The sequence below is a fragment of the Flagellimonas sp. MMG031 genome (assembly GCF_040112705.1).
In the GTDB taxonomy this organism is placed as follows: domain Bacteria; phylum Bacteroidota; class Bacteroidia; order Flavobacteriales; family Flavobacteriaceae; genus Flagellimonas.
Window position 1 is genome coordinate 931804 of record NZ_CP157804.1, and the last position, 18593, is coordinate 950396.

Annotated in this window: 12 protein-coding genes and 1 pseudogene; 7 read left to right on the forward strand and 6 right to left on the reverse strand. The window is 44.5% G+C overall.

The features are described from left to right. The first annotated feature begins 160 nt into the window (after positions 1-160). From ABNE31_RS04190 to ABNE31_RS04205, 4 genes are all read left to right on the forward strand, one after another. Positions 161-520: a YraN family protein gene (locus ABNE31_RS04190; protein WP_349352472.1), complete on the forward strand. Its 360-nt coding sequence runs from the start codon at positions 161-163 to the stop codon at positions 518-520. A 54-nt stretch (positions 521-574) separates the two neighbouring features. Continuing rightward, positions 575-1234, forward strand: coding sequence for an aspartate kinase (locus ABNE31_RS04195; RefSeq protein WP_179383509.1), 660 nt, complete (start codon positions 575-577; stop codon positions 1232-1234). Positions 1235-1308: 74 nt separating this feature from the next. Next, a complete protein-coding gene (locus tag ABNE31_RS04200; protein WP_349352473.1) occupies positions 1309-3291 on the forward strand; it encodes a DUF3352 domain-containing protein in 1983 nt (660 codons plus the stop codon). A gap of 183 nt (positions 3292-3474) precedes the next feature. After that, positions 3475-4632 carry a serine hydrolase gene (locus ABNE31_RS04205; RefSeq protein ID WP_349352474.1) on the forward strand — a complete coding sequence of 386 codons (1158 nt, stop codon included), beginning with the start codon at positions 3475-3477 and terminating at the stop codon, positions 4630-4632. Positions 4633-4910: 278 nt separating this feature from the next. Here ABNE31_RS04205 and mfd read toward each other — a convergent pair. From mfd to ABNE31_RS04230, 5 genes and pseudogenes are all read right to left on the reverse strand, one after another. Continuing rightward, positions 4911-8369, reverse strand: a pseudogene (mfd, locus tag ABNE31_RS04210) (transcription-repair coupling factor). 774 nt (positions 8370-9143) lie between these two features. Continuing rightward, positions 9144-9776, reverse strand: coding sequence for a ligase-associated DNA damage response endonuclease PdeM (gene pdeM / locus ABNE31_RS04215; RefSeq protein ID WP_349352475.1), 633 nt, complete (start codon positions 9774-9776; stop codon positions 9144-9146). A 200-nt stretch (positions 9777-9976) separates the two neighbouring features. Further along, positions 9977-12439, reverse strand: a complete 2463-nt coding sequence (locus ABNE31_RS04220; RefSeq protein ID WP_349352476.1) for a ligase-associated DNA damage response DEXH box helicase — start codon at positions 12437-12439, stop codon at positions 9977-9979. Then, positions 12436-14148, reverse strand: a complete 1713-nt coding sequence (locus ABNE31_RS04225) for an ATP-dependent DNA ligase (protein WP_349352477.1) — start codon at positions 14146-14148, stop codon at positions 12436-12438. The genes ABNE31_RS04220 and ABNE31_RS04225 overlap by 4 nt, the downstream gene beginning before the upstream one ends. Continuing rightward, positions 14145-15173 carry a ligase-associated DNA damage response exonuclease gene (locus ABNE31_RS04230; RefSeq protein WP_349352478.1) on the reverse strand — a complete coding sequence of 343 codons (1029 nt, stop codon included), beginning with the start codon at positions 15171-15173 and terminating at the stop codon, positions 14145-14147. Before ABNE31_RS04230 ends, ABNE31_RS04225 begins: the two co-directional genes overlap by 4 nt. A gap of 91 nt (positions 15174-15264) precedes the next feature. Between ABNE31_RS04230 and ABNE31_RS04235 the strand changes: the two genes are divergently transcribed. Then, complete coding sequence (locus tag ABNE31_RS04235; protein ID WP_179383520.1) at positions 15265-15693, forward strand: TerB family tellurite resistance protein; 429 nt, start codon at positions 15265-15267, stop codon at positions 15691-15693. Here the strand turns inward: ABNE31_RS04235 and fbp are convergent. Next, positions 15690-16697 (reverse strand): class 1 fructose-bisphosphatase, encoded by a 1008-nt coding sequence (gene fbp / locus ABNE31_RS04240; RefSeq protein ID WP_349352479.1) that lies wholly within the window; start codon positions 16695-16697, stop codon positions 15690-15692. The genes ABNE31_RS04235 and fbp overlap by 4 nt on opposite strands. A 111-nt stretch (positions 16698-16808) precedes the next feature. Between fbp and ABNE31_RS04245 the strand changes: the two genes are divergently transcribed. Continuing rightward, positions 16809-17291, forward strand: a complete 483-nt coding sequence (locus tag ABNE31_RS04245; protein ID WP_349352480.1) for a GNAT family N-acetyltransferase — start codon at positions 16809-16811, stop codon at positions 17289-17291. Positions 17292-17319: 28 nt separating this feature from the next. Then, positions 17320-18570, forward strand: coding sequence for an aspartate kinase (locus ABNE31_RS04250; protein ID WP_349352481.1), 1251 nt, complete (start codon positions 17320-17322; stop codon positions 18568-18570). Positions 18571-18593: the final 23 nt, after the last annotated feature.

Here is an 18593-nt window from a genome sequence, read left to right on the forward strand (position 1 = left end):
GGCGTTAATTAGGTACATAGTTTTGGGGCAACTATATGTTTATGCTAGTATTGGATGTGGTTCAATTGAGCCAACAAATTACAATCTTAACGTTCTAAAGTCCGTGAACTACCAAATTTTTCGATGAAATGCAGTAAATTTTTAGAATTTTACCAAATCTATGGGTGATCATAACACATTTGGCAAGCTAGGAGAGCAAAAAGCAATCGACTTTTTAAAAGCTTCGGAATATCAGATAGTGAGGCAAAACTACCGTTATCTCAAGGCTGAAATCGATATTATCGCAAGGCAAGGGGATATCTTAGTGATTATAGAGGTAAAGTCGAGAACCAGTGGTTTTTTGGAAGATATTTCCAATACCATCAATCCTAAAAAGATAAAGTTGTTGACCATGGCGGCCAATCACTTTGTGGAGGAAATGGAAGATGATGTGGAGGTGAGGTTTGACATTATCACCGTAATCAAATATGATGACCGTTTTGATATTGAGCATATTGAAAATGCCTTCTATCATTTCTAACCATTTGTTTGTTTTATAACAATATGTTATTTTTGTTGAAAATCAAGCCAATCCATGAAAACAATATCAGCGGTAGTCGAGCATTACATCAAGAAAAAGCCCTTTTTGCAAACAGCTTTGGCGCAGGGAATCATTAACCTGACCTCTTTGTCACGTCAAATAAAACCGGAAATCGCCGAAGAGCTTGGAAAGGATGTAAAGGACGGCGCCATTGTGATGGCACTCAAACGCCTTTCGGATGATTTGGAGTTTAGGGCCACCCATAAAATTGTAAAGGTCCTTAAAAATATTGGGGAGATTACGGTACGTTCCAACCTAACGGATTATACCTTTTTGGCTTCGGACACGATATTGGAACAACAGGCAAGGCTATTGGAAGAGGTAAATGCCAATCAAGACGTTTTCTACACTTCGTCGCGTGGCGTGAACGAAATCAATATTGTTATCAGCAATGTAATGGACGGGGTAGTGGAGAAATACTTCAAAATGGAACGCTGTACCCAAAAGGCCGAAGGACTTTCTTCCATTACGGTAAAGTTGCCTGCTGAAAACGTCTCGGTGCCCGGAATCTATTACTTCATCTTTCAGCGATTGGCCTGGGAGGGCATTGTGCTCTATGAGGTGATTTCCACGACCAATGAGTTTACCATTCTGGTGAACGACGAACAGGTGGATGTTGCCTTCAAGACCATCAAGGATTTAAAATCACTTTAAAATCGGTTTCCAGTTTGTTGGTCTAAACTAAAACGGCATCTTCTTCGTTCTTGAAAAAGACGCTTTTTTGAAAAATGACCAAAAAAAGGATTTTGTTCGGTTTTTTGGGTCTGATCGTACTGTACCTGTGCTATCTGGCCTATATTTTTATTCTTTCCCCAAAGACCAATCTGCAGTCCATTTACCTGATTCCCAAAGATGCGGTTTTCATTATTGAATCGGAACAGCCCGTAGAGAGTTGGGAGCAAATCAGCAAGAGCGAAGGATGGCGCCACCTCAAGAAAAACGCCTATTTTTCGGACCTCACCGAGAACATTCAACGGGTAGATACGATTTTCAACAACAACCATAAACTGTTCGAGTTTTTCGATAATCGTTCCCTGTTCATCTCCATCCATATGATTTCGCCCAAGGACTATGGAATTTTTTATGTACTGGATTTAAAACGAATAGCCAAACTGCAACTGCTCAAAACCTATCTGAACACCTTGTTGGATGATGGTTACGTGTTGAGCAAGCGTACCTATCACGAACATGAGATTTTGGAAGTCCACGACAGGGAAAGCAAAGAGACCATGTATTTGGCCTTTATCAAAAACCAGTTGGTGGCGTCGTATACCCATACTTTGGTGGAGGCTTCCATTGATCAGTATTCGGAACCTGTTTTGGGACGCAATCTCAATTTTTTGGAGATCAATCAAAAAGTGGGACATGAAGATCTCTTCCGAATGTATGTGCAATACCATTATTTTGATGATTACGTTCAAATGTACTCCGACCGCCCTTCGGATTGGGTAAAACGGGTGAGTGAAAATTTCCTGTTCTCCGGTTTCTATTTTGATCTGGATGAAAACAGTACCCTCACCGCCAATGGATATACCAATATCAGCGGCGTGAACGAATACTATTTGGAAGCGTTGCAAAAATCGGGCACGGCCAAACGGTCTGTTCCCGAAGTGGCTCCAAACAGCACGGCACTGTACATCAGTTATGGGTTTGATAGCTTCACTGAGTTCTATAAGAATTTCGAAATTGTCCAACAGAACGACCCTGAGCAGTTCGAGAGTTACCAAACAAGTATTGCCAAGGTGGAGAAGTTCCTAAAAATCGATGTGAAGGAACGTTTTATAAGCTGGATTGGGGACGAAATTGCCGTGCTTCAGATTCAATCCCACATCAACAAGGGCAAGAACGACATGGCCTTGGTACTCAAGGCCAACGATGCCGAAGCTGCCAAGACCCATCTGGATTTTGTGGTAGAGCAGATCCGTAAAAAAACGCCCGTCAAGTTTAAGGCGGTCAACTATAAGGATTACGAAATCAATTTTCTCTCCATCAAAGGCTTTTTTAAGATGCTTCTGGGCGGCAGGTTTGATGAGTTTGACAAACCCTACTTCACCCTAATTGACGACTTTGTGATCTTTAGTGATAGTCCCAATACCCTAAAGGGTATAATTGATAAAGTATCGGAAGGGGAAATCCTGGCAACTTCAAAAGAGTTTAAAAGTTTTGATGAAAAGTTCGATACCGAATCCACGGTTTTTGTGTACAGTAATGTGCCTTTGCTTTTTGACAATATGTATGCCTTGGCCGATGCACCGACCAAACAAAAAATGCTGAAGAACAAGGATTTTATCATTTGCTTTCCGCAGGTAGGCCTGCAACTGACTCCTGAGGATGACCTATTTGAAAGTCGATTGGTCCTGAAGTATCAGGATGTGGGAGAAGTCAAAAAAGCCATGAAACAGAAAGGATCCGTGGATAAAACAACGGTAAAAAAGCCAGTTTCCGACTCAACGGAAATTACCGATGCCATTTTTGACCTTAAACCTATCTATCCAACCGATTTGAATGCCAAATCGTTCCGAAAGCAATATGCCAATGGGAACACTTGGTTTGAAGTGGATTTGAAAGATGGCCTAAAACATGGTCGCTACGAAGAATTCTATCCCGACGGTACTCGAAAAATAAGGGGTCGTTTTCGGGAGGATAAGCAAGTGGGCACATGGCGATACTATGATAAAACCGGAGAGCAGGTTCACAAAAAGCGGTTTTAGATTTCTCGTCGCTCCGCTCTGTCGAAATGACCATTGAAGGGTGATGTCATTTCGAACGAACGTGAGAAATCTGATTTGTCATTCTGAGCGCCGCGAAGAATCTAAAAAGATATCCTTTGAATTGACAAAGGATAAATTCCCCAACAATCACTACCTTTCTTACCCAAACCAAACCTCCGAAAAATGAAAAACTGTTTAGTGAAAACAGCACTTCTGTTGGCCTTTGCCACAACCTTTATGGTCCACGGGCAAGAAATCAACTTTCCTCAACGCTACGAAACTTGGCAAACTGCGGAAAAAGGGCAATTTAAGTTTGACCCATCTGCATTGGACAAAGCCGTAGCATTTGCCAATGCCAACGAATATTCAGGGTCTCGGGACTTGCGGATTGCCATTTTGGAAGGTTTTAAACGCGAACCCTTCCATCAAATTTTGGGTCCGACCAAAAAACGAGGAGGTCCTGCTGGTATGATTATGAAGAACGGCTATGTTTTGGCCTCTTGGGGCGATACCAAACGTGTGGATATGACCTTTAGTGTCACCAAAAGTTTTTTATCCACCGTTGCCGGATTGGCCGAAGATCATGGTTTGATAAAGGATACCAAAGACAAAGTGGGCGATTATATTTGGGATGGCACTTTTGATGGGGAGCACAATTCTAAAATAACTTGGGAACACCTATTGCAACAGAATTCCGATTGGTCGGGTGAGCTCTGGGGTGGCAAGGATTGGGCGGACCGTCCACCCAGAGAAGGTGGATTGGACGATTGGAAGTTCCGCAAACTGAATGAACCGGGAACCGTGATGGAATACAACGACGTTCGTGTTAATGTTCTTGCCTATTCGCTTACTCATGTGTGGAGAAAACCTGTTCCCGTGGTCCTCAAAGAAGAAGTGATGGACAAAATTGGGGCAACAACCTCTTGGCGTTGGTTTGGCTACGAGAACGCCTGGACGGTAGTCGATGGTATTAAAATGAAATCCGTGACCGGGGGAGGACATTCGGGTGCCGGACTTTTTATTTCCACAGAGGATATGGCCCGTTTTGGAACCTTGTTTTTGAATAACGGGAAATGGGAAAATGAGCAGCTCATCAGCGAAGATTGGATTAAGAAAGCCACTACGCCTTCTATACCCAATGTTAATTATGGCTATATGTGGTGGCTCAACCAAAAAGGAGACCGCCACTGGGAGGGTGTTCCGGAGCACGTGTTCTACGCTGCGGGATTTGGAGGCAACTTTATTGTGGTGGACCAAAAAAATGGGTTGGTCATTGTGACCCGTTGGTTGGAGCCCTCAAAAATCGGGGAGTTTGTAAAGCAGGTGTATGAGGCTTTTTAAGGTCATTCTGTACGGATGTTGAGTCCCCGCCTGCGGCAGGCAGGAAGTCGAAGTATGCACGGAATCTTGCTTGCTTGAGATTTCTCATCGCTTCGCTCTGTCGAAATGACAAATGATTTGTAACTGTCATTTCGAACGCAGTGAGAAATCTATTTTTGTCTGAGCTGGATGCTAAAGCATGCCTGGAAAGATGACTTTTTGAGATTTCTCGTCGCTTTGCTCTGTCGAAATGACCATTGAAGGTTGATGTCATTTCGAACGGATATGAGAAATCCATTCTATGCTGAAACATTCTCTTTTTGAGGTGTAAAAGGCTCCAAGACCCTCAAAGCCTTATCCACACTCGTAATCCTGTCAAACGTCAACAGTAACCGTAACCCAGTTCGGGTCTGTTTTTCCTTGAGCTTGGCCTGTTGGGGATGGCTCTGAACATATTGCAGCACTTGGGTAAACACGGCACTCTGGTAAAAACTGGATTGCTGATCGGCAATAAAATAGCCAATGAACTTGCCTTTTTTCATAATCACTTTTTCCAGACCAATGTGGGTGGCAATCCATTTAATGCGAACGGAATTCAGTAAGTCTGCCGCTTGTTCGGGTAATTCCCCAAAGCGGTCTACCAGTTGCGCCTCAAACTTTTGAAGGCCTTCTTCATCTTCCACTTCATTCAGTTGGGTGTAGAGGTTGAGTCGCTCCGTAATATTGTTGATGTAATCATCAGGGAAGAGCAGCTCAAAATCGGTGTCCAACTGCATTTCTTTAACATATACCTTTTCCTTGTCGCCCTCGACTTCCTCATACAATTCCTTGAACTCGTTTTCCTTGAGTTCCTCAATGGCTTCGGACAATATTTTTTGATAGGTTTCAAACCCTATTTCATTAATGAACCCACTCTGTTCACCGCCCAATAGATCTCCGGCACCGCGAATTTCTAAATCCTTCATCGCAATGTTAAAGCCACTGCCCAGGTCTGTGAATTGCTCCAAAGCCTCGATACGTTTGCGCGCTTCGGTGGTCATCACTTCGTAAGGCGGGGTAATGAAATAGCAGAAAGCCTTTTTATTGCTTCGGCCCACACGTCCGCGCATTTGGTGCAGGTCGCTCAATCCAAAATTGTTGGCATTATGTATAAAAATGGTATTGGCGTTGGTTACATCCAGCCCACTTTCAATGATCGTGGTCGACACCAAAACATCAAACTCCCCGTTCATAAAGGCAAGCATAAGGTTTTCCAATTTTTTGCCTTCCATTTGGCCATGACCGATGCCAATTTTGGCATCAGGTACCAAGCGTTGGATCATCCCAGCGACCTCTTTGATGTTTTCAATGCGGTTGTGGATAAAAAATACTTGTCCGCCCCTTTGGATTTCGTAAGAAATGGCATCCCGAATAATTTCCTCGTTCAACTGAATCACCTGACTCTCGATGGGATAGCGGTTCGGCGGTGGCGTATTGATAACGGATAGGTCACGGGCGGCCATCAAACTAAATTGAAGGGTCCTTGGAATAGGTGTGGCCGTTAAGGTGAGCACATCCACGTTTTCTTTGATGGAACGCAGTTTTTCTTTGACGGACACTCCAAATTTTTGCTCCTCGTCTACTATCAACAATCCTAAATCCTTGAATTTTACATTTTTGTTGACCAGTTGGTGTGTTCCAATAATGATATCCACTTTCCCACTTTCCAAATTCTCCAGGGTCTCCCTTTTCTCCTTCGCTGTTCTAAAACGGTTGAGGTAATCCACGGTTACGGGCATTTCTTTCAATCGTTCGGAAAAAGTTCTATGGTGCTGAAAGGCCAAAATGGTAGTAGGAACCAAAACGGCCACCTGTTTGCCGTTGTCCACGGCCTTGAATGCGGCACGAATGGCAACCTCTGTTTTTCCAAAGCCTACATCCCCACAGATGAGGCGGTCCATTGGGCGTTCGCTCTCCATGTCCTTCTTGACGTCTTGGGTGCTTTTTTCTTGGTCCGGGGTGTCTTCGTAGAGGAAGGAAGCCTCCAATTCGTGCTGGAGATAGCTATCGGGCGCATACTGAAAACCCTTCTCAAGTCTTCGTTTGGCATATACCTTAATAAGGTCGAAGGCAATCTTTTTGACCCTCGCCTTGGTCTTTTGCTTGAGTTTTTTCCAAGCCGCCGAGCCCAGTTTAAAGATTTTGGGAGGAGCACCGTCCTTGCCGTTGTATTTGGAAATTTTGTGCAACGAGTGGATGCTCACGTACAAAATGTCACGGTCGCCATAGATCAATTTGATGGCTTCCTGCTTTTTGCCCTCCACATCGATTTTTTGCAGTCCACCAAATTTCCCGATGCCATGATCGATATGGGTAACGTAATCACCGATTTCCAGTTTGTTGAGTTCCTTAAGGGTGATGGCCTGCTTTTTTGCATAGCCATTCTTTAAATGGAACTTATGGTAGCGCTCAAAAATTTGATGGTCGGTGTAGCAGGCTACTTTTAGATCTTGGTCCACAAAACCCTGGAACAGCGGAAAAATGATGGTTTGGTAGTGCACCGTCTCATCCACTTCATCAAAAATGTCGTGAAAACGCTTGGCCGCTGCTCCGTGGAACAGAAAATATAATTACTGTAACCCGCATCCCGGTTGTCATTGAGATTTTCAATGAGCAAATCGAACTTTTTATTGAACGAGGGCTGGGGTTTGGTATTGAATTGGATGATGCCACTTCGACTTCGCTCAGTGACCGTTTCTCCTGTATTTTGATGGCTGAGCGGAGTCGAAGCCCCAATTTCAACGAATAAATAATCCTTCAACTGCTCTTTCAACAAAGTTGAATCCACAAAAAGTTCTTTGGGAGCCGCATGTTTGATTTCTTGGCTCAGCTTGGCAAAGCTTTCCTCTGCTTTTTCAAAAAAGGAATCGATACGGTCATAGATCAAGGCCGGGTTCTTGGCAAAGACCACCGTGTTGGCCGAAATATATTTTAGGAAGCTCTCCCGTATTTCTTCGGTGAACTTATTTTCTACATTGGGAATAATTGTGATTTTTTTCACCTTGTCCGTAGAAAGCTGTGTTTCTACATCAAAGGTTCGGATACTGTCCACTTCGTCCCCAAAAAATTCGATACGGTAAGGTTCATCATGGGAAAAAGAAAACACGTCTACTATACCGCCCCGAACAGAAAATTCGCCCGGTTCGGTCACAAAGTCCACCCGCTTGAACTGGTATTCAAAAAGGACTTCGTTTAAAAAGTCCAATGAAATCTCGTCGCCCAACTTTATTTTTTGGGTGTTTTTGTCCAGTTCCTTCCGAGTGACCACTTTTTTCAAAAAGCGCATCGGGATAGGTGACGATAACTGCAGGTTTTTTTCTGGAGTTGATGCGGTTGAGCACCTCGGCTCGCAAGAGCACATTGGCATTGTCCGTTTCCTCGATTTGGTAGGGCCTGCGGTAACTTCCTGGATAAAAAAGTACATCTTTTTCACCGATAAGCTGTTCCAGGTCATTGAGATGATAGGCTGCCTCTTCCTTGTCGTTCAAAATCAGCAAAAAGGGGGAGTCAACCGACTTAAACGTTTCTGCAATCACAAAGGATAGGGAAGAACCAACAAGTCCTTTAATGTTGATTTTTTGTGATACCAATGACTTATCGACTGCCCCTTCGACAAGCTCAGGGTGACAGCTCGAAGTGACAGCTTGGGCAATAGCTTCCCTCAGTTTCCCGAGTTGGGGAGACTGTTCAAAAAGTTGGGAAATCGGGGTTTTGGTCAATCCAAAAAACTTTGCCGCAAAGATAAACCGCGTAACCTTTTAGTAAAAATGTTTTTTGGGTTTGTTTTGATTTGGGTAGAATGTGTGTGCTTGGTGTGATGAGGGCGTTAAAGCGAGTTTATGGAACTAGGGTCGGGAGTCGGAAGTCGGAAGTCAGGCAAGAGTGGGCAGTGGTCGCTGAGCGTAGTCGAAGCGACAATAAAAAGTCCGAAGGTAATGGGCAGTTGACACTAATTTCACGAATTATCACGAATAGGGTTCTTTGTCATTTCGAGCGCAGTCGAGAAATCTTTTGTTTGGGTCCGAAGTCAGTCAGCAGTGGGCAGTGGTCGCTGAGCGGTGGTCATTGAGCGTAGTCGAAATGAGTCGAAGCGACAATAAGAAGTCCGAAGACCGAAGGCAATGAGCAGTTGACACTAATGTCACGAATTGGCACGAATAGGGTTCTTTGTCATTTGAAATGACCTTTTGAAGTAAAACCTTAAACTTAGAACCTTGAGTTTGAACTTGAACTTAAGCTTTCAAACAGATTTCTCCATCATCACTTCGTTCCTCAGTCGAAATAACCTTTTGAAGTTGTACCCTAAACCTTTAACCCTTAAACTTTGAACTTGAAACTTGCACTTGAGTTTTCAAACAGATTTCTCAATCGATGCATTGCATCTCATATCGAAATGACCTTTTTTGAACTTGACTTTTGAATTTGAACTTGAGTTTTTACAGCGGATTCTTCAATATTAATCTCGCTCTTTATATAGAAAAGACGAAGTAATGTTAAACTTTGATTATGCTATCTTCTACAATGGCAAAGACTTCATCCGAATCTTTGGGCTCAAGGGCATGGGTTCCGGTAAACTGGCCAAAAGCGGGCAAGATCATTTGGTTGCTGGACTTGAAAAAGCAGGGAAGTTTAATGCGCTCCCTGCCAAAACCCCTGAATTTAATGGAGGGGTGCACATGGCCGCAAAACGTAAAATACCCTTCGCGCTCCTCGGGATGGTGGGTCAATAGGAACGAATCGATGATCAATTCGGGAAACAGGGAAATGTTCAGTTTTTGGAATTTTTCCGGGGCAATAATGTCGTGGTTACCCGCTACCAACAGTATCTCAGCAGGAGTTTTAGCGACCCAGTTTTCGAACAATTCCCACTCTTTGTTCAATGACGAATGGAACAGATCGCCCAAAAAGCAGATTTGAAAGGGTTGGACATCGGAAACGATTTGGTCCAGCAGCAGGAAATTCTTGTGAATGGCCTTTCGGGGAACAGCAGCCCCAAATTTTCTAAAATGGGATACCTTGCCCAGATGCACATCGCTGATCAACAATAACGACTTCTCTTCCCAGAATAGGCCACCCAAAGGGTGGAGCTGAAATGTTTGGTTGTGTATTTGAATATTTTCCGTCATTAAAACCAGATACCGCAAAGTTAGTTCAATTGTCATTTCGAGCGCAGTCGAGAAATCTATTTGACGCTGAATTTCTCAAATGACAGTCTGTTTTATAATAAAAATAACCACACAGGGTGATTCAAAAAATGTTTCAGTATTCTTATTGGATGAGATTCCGTGTCGGGGCACGGAATGACAGGTGCAAGGATGTTCCGTGGTCATTTGGTTAGTTTATTTACCATCCGTTTGATACGGTCAGCCAGTTTTTCGTTGGACAATTTTTCCCGCAACCTGTCCGTGATAATGGGAAACGAGAGGGGTGTAGGTTGTGAGCATTTTCGCCAAACGATTTCTTGTTCACCGATACGTTCCAAAGCCAATCGCAAACGACCTTCTTCCAATTGGTGCTCAAAGGTTTCGGTATAGGCTTGTTGGTAGAGCAGGTTGTCATCCTCAAAATCACGGAACACATCGAACAACAATTCCGAACTGCTTTGCAGATGCTTCATTTTGACACCTTTTTCCGGATAGCCCGTAAACACCATCCCGCTGATAACGGCAATATCACGGAACTTTCTACGTGCCATTTCGTTGGAATTCAAACTTTTTTGTAGGTCGGACAACATATACTCTGGCGTAAAAAGGTTGTTGTCCAAAATCTCCTGAATGTTGATTTCACGGTCCGATAGCAATTCAAAACCGTAATCGTTGAAGGCAAGTGAGCAGGTAATGGGAGCCAACAAGCTAATCCGATACGCCAACAAACTGCTCATCCCTTCGTGAATGGCCCTGCCCTCAAACGGATAAAACATATGATGGTAGCCATCACGGGTCTTGAAGGTTTCGATCAAAAACTGATGGGGCTGGGGTACAATGCTTTCCTCCCGTTGTTTGTTGAACATGGGCTGCAAAGCCTGTATCTCTTCCGATTGCTCGTCAAATTCCAGTTCGGCGGTGTACAATTCTTGACGCAATAACTCGGACATCTTTGCAGAAAAGCTCAAACGTCCGCCCATCCAACTAGGTACCTTGTTTGTCCGTTTGGAAGAATTTCGAACGTGTGCGGCCATTCCTTTGATCCTTATGAATTCCAGATTTCGCCCTGCAAAGGTGAAAACATCGCCGGGGCTCAATTTGGAGATAAAATATTCCTCGATACTGCCAATGTACCCTCCTTTTTGATAGCGAACAGAAATTGTGGCATCCCCAACAATGGTTCCTATTTGAAAACGGTGACGCATGGCCACCGCCCTGCTGTTTACTTTAAATTTGCCGTCTTCTTCTACCTCTACTTTTTTGTATTCATCATAGCTCTTGAGACTTTGGCTTCCCATTACCAAAAAATTGAGCAGCCATTGCCACTGTTCTTCGGTCAAGGTCTGGTAACAAAAGGTTTGTTTGATTTCTGGATAGATTTCATCAGCATAAAACCCATCTGAAACCGCCAAGGTGGTCAAATATTGAATAAGGACATCAAAACTGTTCAAGTAGGGGATACGGTCTTCCACAGCACTGTTCAAAACCGCTTTTTGCATGGCCGAAGCTTCGACCAGCTCTATGGCATGAGTGGGCAGAAAATGAATGACGCTTTCTTTACCAGGTCGGTGACCGCTGCGTCCCGCGCGCTGCAAGAAACGGGCAACGCCTTTGGGTCCACCAATTTGGATCACGGTTTCCACAGGCGCAAAATCTACACCAAGGTCCAAACTGGATGTACAGACCACAGCCTTTAGGCTTTCGTTGCGAATGGCCTGCTCTACCCATAATCGGGTTTCCTTATTGATGCTCCCATGGTGCATGGCCATTTCCCCGGCGAACTCGGGATATTTTTCCAATATTTTCTGAAACCATATTTCGCATTGACTGCGCGTATTGGTAAAAAGCAAGGTAGTTTTACTGTTATTGATGATGGGCACCACCTGGTCCAAAAGATGCAGTCCCAAATGTCCGCGCCACGGAAAGGTTTCCATTTGCTTTGGAATAATACTTTTGACGGTGATTTTCTTGTTGAGGTTGGCCTTGACCAAAACCGAATTTTCCAGTTCTGGGGAGGTGGGTCCCAACAGTACTTCCCGTGCTTGTTCCAAATTCCCAATGGTGGCCGATATGCCCCAAATCCGTAACTCTTTGCAAATTGTTTTTAGGCGGGATAGCCCGAGTTCCATTTGAACGCCCCGTTTGGTGCCCAACAATTCGTGCCATTCGTCTACTACAATAGCCGAGCAATCCTTAAACGTTTTAGCATAATTTTTGGAGGATAGCAACAATTGTAAACTTTCGGGGGTAGTAATCAAAAGGTCGGGCATGTTGGTACGCATTTTGGCCCTTTCCTTGGTGGAGGTATCGCCTGTACGGATGCCCACGGTCATTTGCGTTTCCAAATCCTGGGTGATGCGTTCAGCGGATTGTTTGATTTCCTGCGAAAGCGCCCGTAGCGGCGTAATCCAAATGGCTTTTAATCCCTTTTTATGCTTTGTCTTGTAATCAGGGTTGTTTTTAATGTAGTTGAGCACGATGGGAAACCAAAGTGCATAGGTTTTTCCGCTACCCGTGGGCGCATTTAATAGGCCGTGTTTTCCATCCAAAAAAGCTTTCCAGCTCTCCTTTTGAAAAGGGAATGGCTTCCAATCTTGTTCTTGGAACCAATTTTCGGCGATATGGAAGAGGTCCTTTTGACTCATTTCTTATTGGATTCCTTCGTTCCACTCGGAATTAGTGCTTTTAACTCGTCCAATGTGTTGGCTTCTTCGATTTTCTTGTCCTTTCGCCATCTCAAAATCCTTGGAAAACGGGTAGCGACACCGCTTTTGTGGCGTTTGGAAGGAGCGATACCTTCAAAAGCGATTTCAAACACATGCTGCGGGGTGACGCTTCGGACAGGGCCGAAACGGTCCAAGGTATTTTTCTTGATCCAGGCATCCACTTGTCTAAACTCTTTGTCGGTAAGCCCGGAATATGCCTTGGCAAAGGTGACCAGTTCTTTATCACCTTCTTCGTTTTCATCCCAGAGGGCAAAAGTGTAGTCGGTAAAAAGGTTACTGCGTCGACCGTGACCGCGCATCGCGTAGGTGAGTACGGCATCAATGGTTAGCGGGTCAACTTTCCATTTCCACCAATCCCCTTTTTTGCGCCCAACTTGATAGGTGGATTCGTTTCGTTTGAGCATAAGGCCCTCGCTGCGTTTTTCCCTAGACTTTTCCCTTTCTTTGGTCACTTTGTCCCATGAATCGAATTGCATTCGTTCGGATAGGAGCAACGGTAATTCGTTACCAGATGAGTTGCTTCGACTCATTTCGACTTCCTGCCCGTCCGGCAGGCGGGCGCTCAATGACCAGCGCTCGGCGTCCTGATGATTGAGCGTAGTCGAAATCACAGACTCTAAAATTTTTCTTCGCTCCAGATAAGTTTTATTCCTGATGTCCCTCCCCTTCCATTCCAAAATATCATATACTTTCAATTTGACGGGAATCTTTTCTAAAAGTGATCTTGAAATATTTTTACGGCCGATGCGTGTCTGCAAATCTTTAAAAGTTCCGATTTCGCCCTTGGGATAGGGGAGCAGTTCACCGTCCAGAACGGTTCCATTGGGGATGACGCCAACGAAGGCTTCAAATTCCGGATATTTATCGGTGACCAGTTCTTCCCCACGGCTCCAAACAAAGAGTTCATCATTTCGAAGAATCACTTGGCAGCGAATACCATCCCATTTGTGTTCTACGGACCATTGGTTTACATCCCCCAAGTCGGAAACATCTTCTTCCACAGCATACGCCAAGTAAAAAGGATAGGGTTTGGATAGGTAATCGCTCTCCTTTTCTTCCAAAACAAGATCGTGAAATGAAATGCGGTTCGGGTCCCAATTCCCCATTAACTTGTAGGCGAGAATATCCTCCTCGATACCCGTAGCTTTGGAAAGTGCCCGGGTCATTAATTTTTGGCTTACCCCGATACGGAAACCGCCTGTAATCAATTTGGTGAAGACAAACCTTTCGTAGTAATCCAGCACGGACCAATTTTGAAATAGGTATTCTTTTTTTTCTGCTTCGGACTTTGGTTTTAGGGCAATCATCTCCTGTAAAAATGTGGTCAATGATTTTTTGGAGCCTTTTTCTGATGATGGTACTACCAAGGCAATGGTCTCTGCCAAATCCCCAACAATATGGTAACTTTCTTCGAACAGCCAAGCAGGGATGTTGGAGAGCTCCGCGGCCCATGTGCGCAGCAAAGTTGTGTTTACTGGTCGTGGAGGTCTTCGGTGGGAGAGAATCGCAATGGTCCAAACCTTATCCTTATCGGTCGCCTCTAAAAAATAGTTGGAGAGCGCCTGTACCTTTACATTGGTTTTGTTGGTGCCATCCAAGGTTTTTATGAGCTGGGCAAACTGTCTCATTCCACTTCCGATTTTTCCTGTTCGGTAGCATTGACCTCGGACAGCTCCCCTTCGTATTGCGTGGCTTCTGTTCGGGCATCGTATCCCAATTCTTGCAAATATTTGGAGAAAATATCCGTATAGCCATGGGTACAGATGATTTTTTCTGCTCCCGTAGCTTCTACAGTTTGCAACAGTCCGTTCCAATCGCAATGGTCGCTCAACACAAAGCCTTTATCAATGGCCCTGCGTCTTCGGGCACCCCGAAACGCCATCCATCCGCTTGCCGTAGCCGTAACATAGGGCACCATTTTGCGGATCCAAGTGCTACCGTGGGCACTAGGAGGTGCCACCACGATGTTGCCCAAAAGCTCGTCTTTTTTGGTGTCCTTGGTAATCAAATGGGTCGGGGGTAAATCGACCAAGGGCCGTAATACCTCTGTCATGTTCTCCACGGCTCCGTGTGTGTAAATTTTTCCGATGGAGGTGTCCAAATGTTTGAGCAAACGCTGTGCCTTGCCCAAGGAATAACCGAACAATACGGAGGTTTTTCCTTCCGATTTGTTCTGGGCCCACCACTGGTTGATGTCGTTGAACACTTCTTTTTGCGGTCTCCATTGAAAGGCAGGCAATCCAAAGGTACATTCTGTGATGAAGGTGTGGCACTTTACCAATTCGAATGGCGTGGTGAGACCGTCGTCCTCGATTTTGTAATCCCCCGTAAAGACCCAAACCTCCCCTTTGTGCTCTACCCGTATTTGGGAAGAACCCACCATATGTCCGGCTGGGTGCAAACTGAACTTTACATTGTTCAAGCTGAAGGTCTCGCCCCAATCCTTACCGGAAATGTTCACATCGCCTAGACGATGTTGTACAATGGGAACATTCTTGTGGTGGGTAATGTATTTTTGATGCCCCCATCTGCTGTGATCGGCATGTCCGTGCGAAATGATGGCTTTATCCACAGGTCTCCATGGGTCCAAATACACATCCGCTTGTTCACAGTAGATTCCTTTGGGGGTAAATTGCAGCAAAGGTGTTTTCATAGCAGCCGTAAATTACAAATTTCTTTTGGTGCCCATTTTATATATTTTAATCTCTTTTAAAGATTTATATTTGTCCCACAAAATTTGAGATATGCCCATTTTAGATCTTTACGAGCACGGGGACCACAAGAAAAACTTGGCTCATTTTGCCACTTTGGCAAGTTTGGCAGCTGTTGATGGGGAAATCAACCCCAAGGAGATGGCCGTTTTGGAAAAGTTTGCCTTTAAATTGAACATCAGCGAGGAGGAATTTAAGGAGGTGATGAAAAAGGAGAACAAATATCCAATCGAGACTCCTCACAGTGGCGAGCAACGATATAAGAGGCTATTCGAATTTTTTCAGATTATTTTCTCAGACCATGATATTGACGAACAAGAGAGGCGCATAGTGGAGAAATATGCTATTGGCCTTGGCTTCTCACCGAAATCGGCAGCAGAACTCGTCGATAAATCCATCAAAATTTTTACAGGAAGAATCCCATTCGAGGATTATCACGAATTGGTAAGGCGCGAAAGCTAGTATTTCGCCATAAATTCCTCTGCTTTCTCTACCATTTTTTTGCTTCCGCAGAAAAAAGGAACCCTTTGGTGCAATTCGGTGGGCTGGATTTCCATGATTCGCTGAAAGCCATCGCTCGCCTTACCATTGGCCTGCTCGGCCAAAAACGCCATGGGGTTGCATTCGTACAGCAAACGAAGTTTTCCATTTTGTGCCTTGCTGGTTTTGGGATAGATGTAAATTCCACCCTTGATCATGTTTCGATGAAAATCCGAGACCAGCGAACCGATATACCGTGAAGTGTAGGGCCTATCTCCTTCCTCCATTTGACAGTATTTGATATAATCCTTTACCCCTTGCGGAAAATGCACATAGTTACCTTCATTTATGCTGTAGATATTCCCTATTTCCGAAAATTGCATGTTTGGATGGGATAGGTAAAAGGTGCCCAAGGCTGGATTAAGCGTGAAACCGTTTACCCCGTCCCCGGTGGTGTAGACCAGCATGGTCGATGTGCCGTAAATAATGTAACCCGCCGCAATCTGATTCTTTCCGGGCTGTAAAAAGTCCTCCAAGGTCACCGGTGTTCCTACCGGAGTGACCCTTCTGTAAATGGAAAAAATGGTCCCCACCGAAACGTTTACATCTATGTTGGAAGAGCCGTCCAAAGGGTCTATCAAAACCACATATTTGTTTTGGTGCTGTTTGTCAAAACTGTTGATGCTGATAAAGTCCTCCTCCTCTTCCGAAGCAATGCCACAAACAATTTCACGATTTTTAAGGGTCTGGATGAATTTTTCATTGGCCAGAACATCCAATTTTTGTTGGTTTTCCCCCTGAATGTTGGTGTCTCCCGCAGCGCCGATAATGTCTACCAATCCCGCTTTGTTCACTTCGTGATTCACTACTTTTGCGGCCAAGCGAATCCCGTTGAGCAGTCGTGAAAGTTCCCCAGAAGTATATTGAAATGAATTTTGATTGGCGATGATGAATTCACCGAGCGTGCGATGTTGTTTTTCAAACATGGAAAGGCTGTTTTATTTGAGGACAAATATCGGGCATTTTGTGAAACTACAACGTTTTCGAAAGACTTTAATTATGTAATTTTATAACTTTGAGTTTTATTTGTAACAGTTATGGAATATACGATCAGGGCGGCCCAACCCGAAGACATGGGGCAAGTTTTTCAACTGATTCAGGAATTGGCGCATTATGAAAAGGAGCCCGATGCTGTAGAGATTACCGAAGAGGATTTGGTACAGCACGGTTTTGGCGACCAAAAGATGTTCCATTGCTTTGTTGCAGATACGTCGAATGGAATCGCGGGCATTGCCTTGGTGTACCCAAGGTACTCCACATGGAAAGGACCTGCCGTCCATTTGGAGGATTTAATTGTTTCCGAGAAGATGCGGGGAAGTGGTTTGGGAACCGCTTTGCTGGATGAGGTCGTTAAATATGGACATAGTCTTGGGGTAAAACGGATATGTTGGGAAGTGCTGGATTGGAACGAGCCCGCTATCGAATTTTATGAAAAGAAAGGGGCCCATGTGCTAAGGGATTGGGACGTGGTGCAGCTGGATGAAGCAGGAATCAAAAATTACATGGAGAGCCTAAATTAGGCCGACAATTTTATAGAAGATAAGATACATGAGGGTATTTAAGTTTGGTGGAGCATCGGTGAAGGATGCCGACGCAGTGAGAAATGTGGTGAATGTGCTTAAAGAGGTGGGTTACCAAGATACTTTGGTCGTCATTTCTGCGATGGGGAAGATGACCAACGCCATGGAAAAGGTGGTGGAGTCCTATTTTAATGATAAGGCCAATGTACAGTCATCGCTACAAGAGGTGGTGGAGTATCATCATAACATTATTACCAATCTTTTTCAAAACCAAAACCACCCGGTTTATAACCGAGTAAAGATGCTCTTTGATGAAGTAAGAGGCTTTTTGGCGTGGAATAAGTCGCCCAAATATGGCTTTGTGTACGATCAGGTGGTCTGTTATGGCGAACTATTGTCCAGTACCATCGTCAGTGCCTATTTGAACGAGGTTGGGATTTCCAATCAATGGTTGGATGTCCGAACCCTTATCAAGACCGATACGACCAACAGGGATGCGCAAGTACTTTGGGACCGTACCCAAGCAGAAGTACTTTCCCGTGTCGACGTTTCCAAATTGAACATTACCCAAGGCTTTTTGGGAAGTGACGACAACAATTTTACGACTACCTTGGGAAGGGAGGGTTCCGATTATTCCGCTGCAATTTTGGCCTATTGCCTCAATGCGGAATCCGTCACCATTTGGAAGGATGTTCCCGGAGTATTGAACGCCGACCCCAGAAATTTTGAGAACGCCCAATTGTTGGACAAGATTTCATACCGCGAAGCCATCGAACTAGCATTTTATGGAGCTTCGGTAATCCATCCCAAAACCTTACAGCCGCTTCAGCGTAAGGAGATACCCCTTCATGTAAAATCCTTTGTGAATCCAAAGGATAAGGGTACTACTGTGGGCAAGGGCAACGGTATTGAGCCCAAGGTACCCTGCTTTATCGTAAAGAAGAACCAAGTGTTGCTCAAACTATCTTCACTGGATTTTTCATTTATCGTGGAGGATAACATCAGCGAAATCTTCAAGTTGTTCCATGACCACCGCTTAAAGGTCGATTTGATCCAAAATTCGGCCATCAGCTTTTCGGTCTGTTTGGACAATAAGTTTAGGGGTCTTCCGCCATTGCTGGAAGAGCTTAAACGCAAATTTAAGGTGGTTTGTCACGAAGATGTGTCGCTATACACCATTCGCCATTTTAACGACGATTCGGTCAAATCCCTTCAAAATGGAAAGTCCGTACTGGTGGAGCAGCGAGGCAAGGAAACGGTTCAATTGGTTGTGAAGTAATGATTTAGCCTTAATATTTGGGT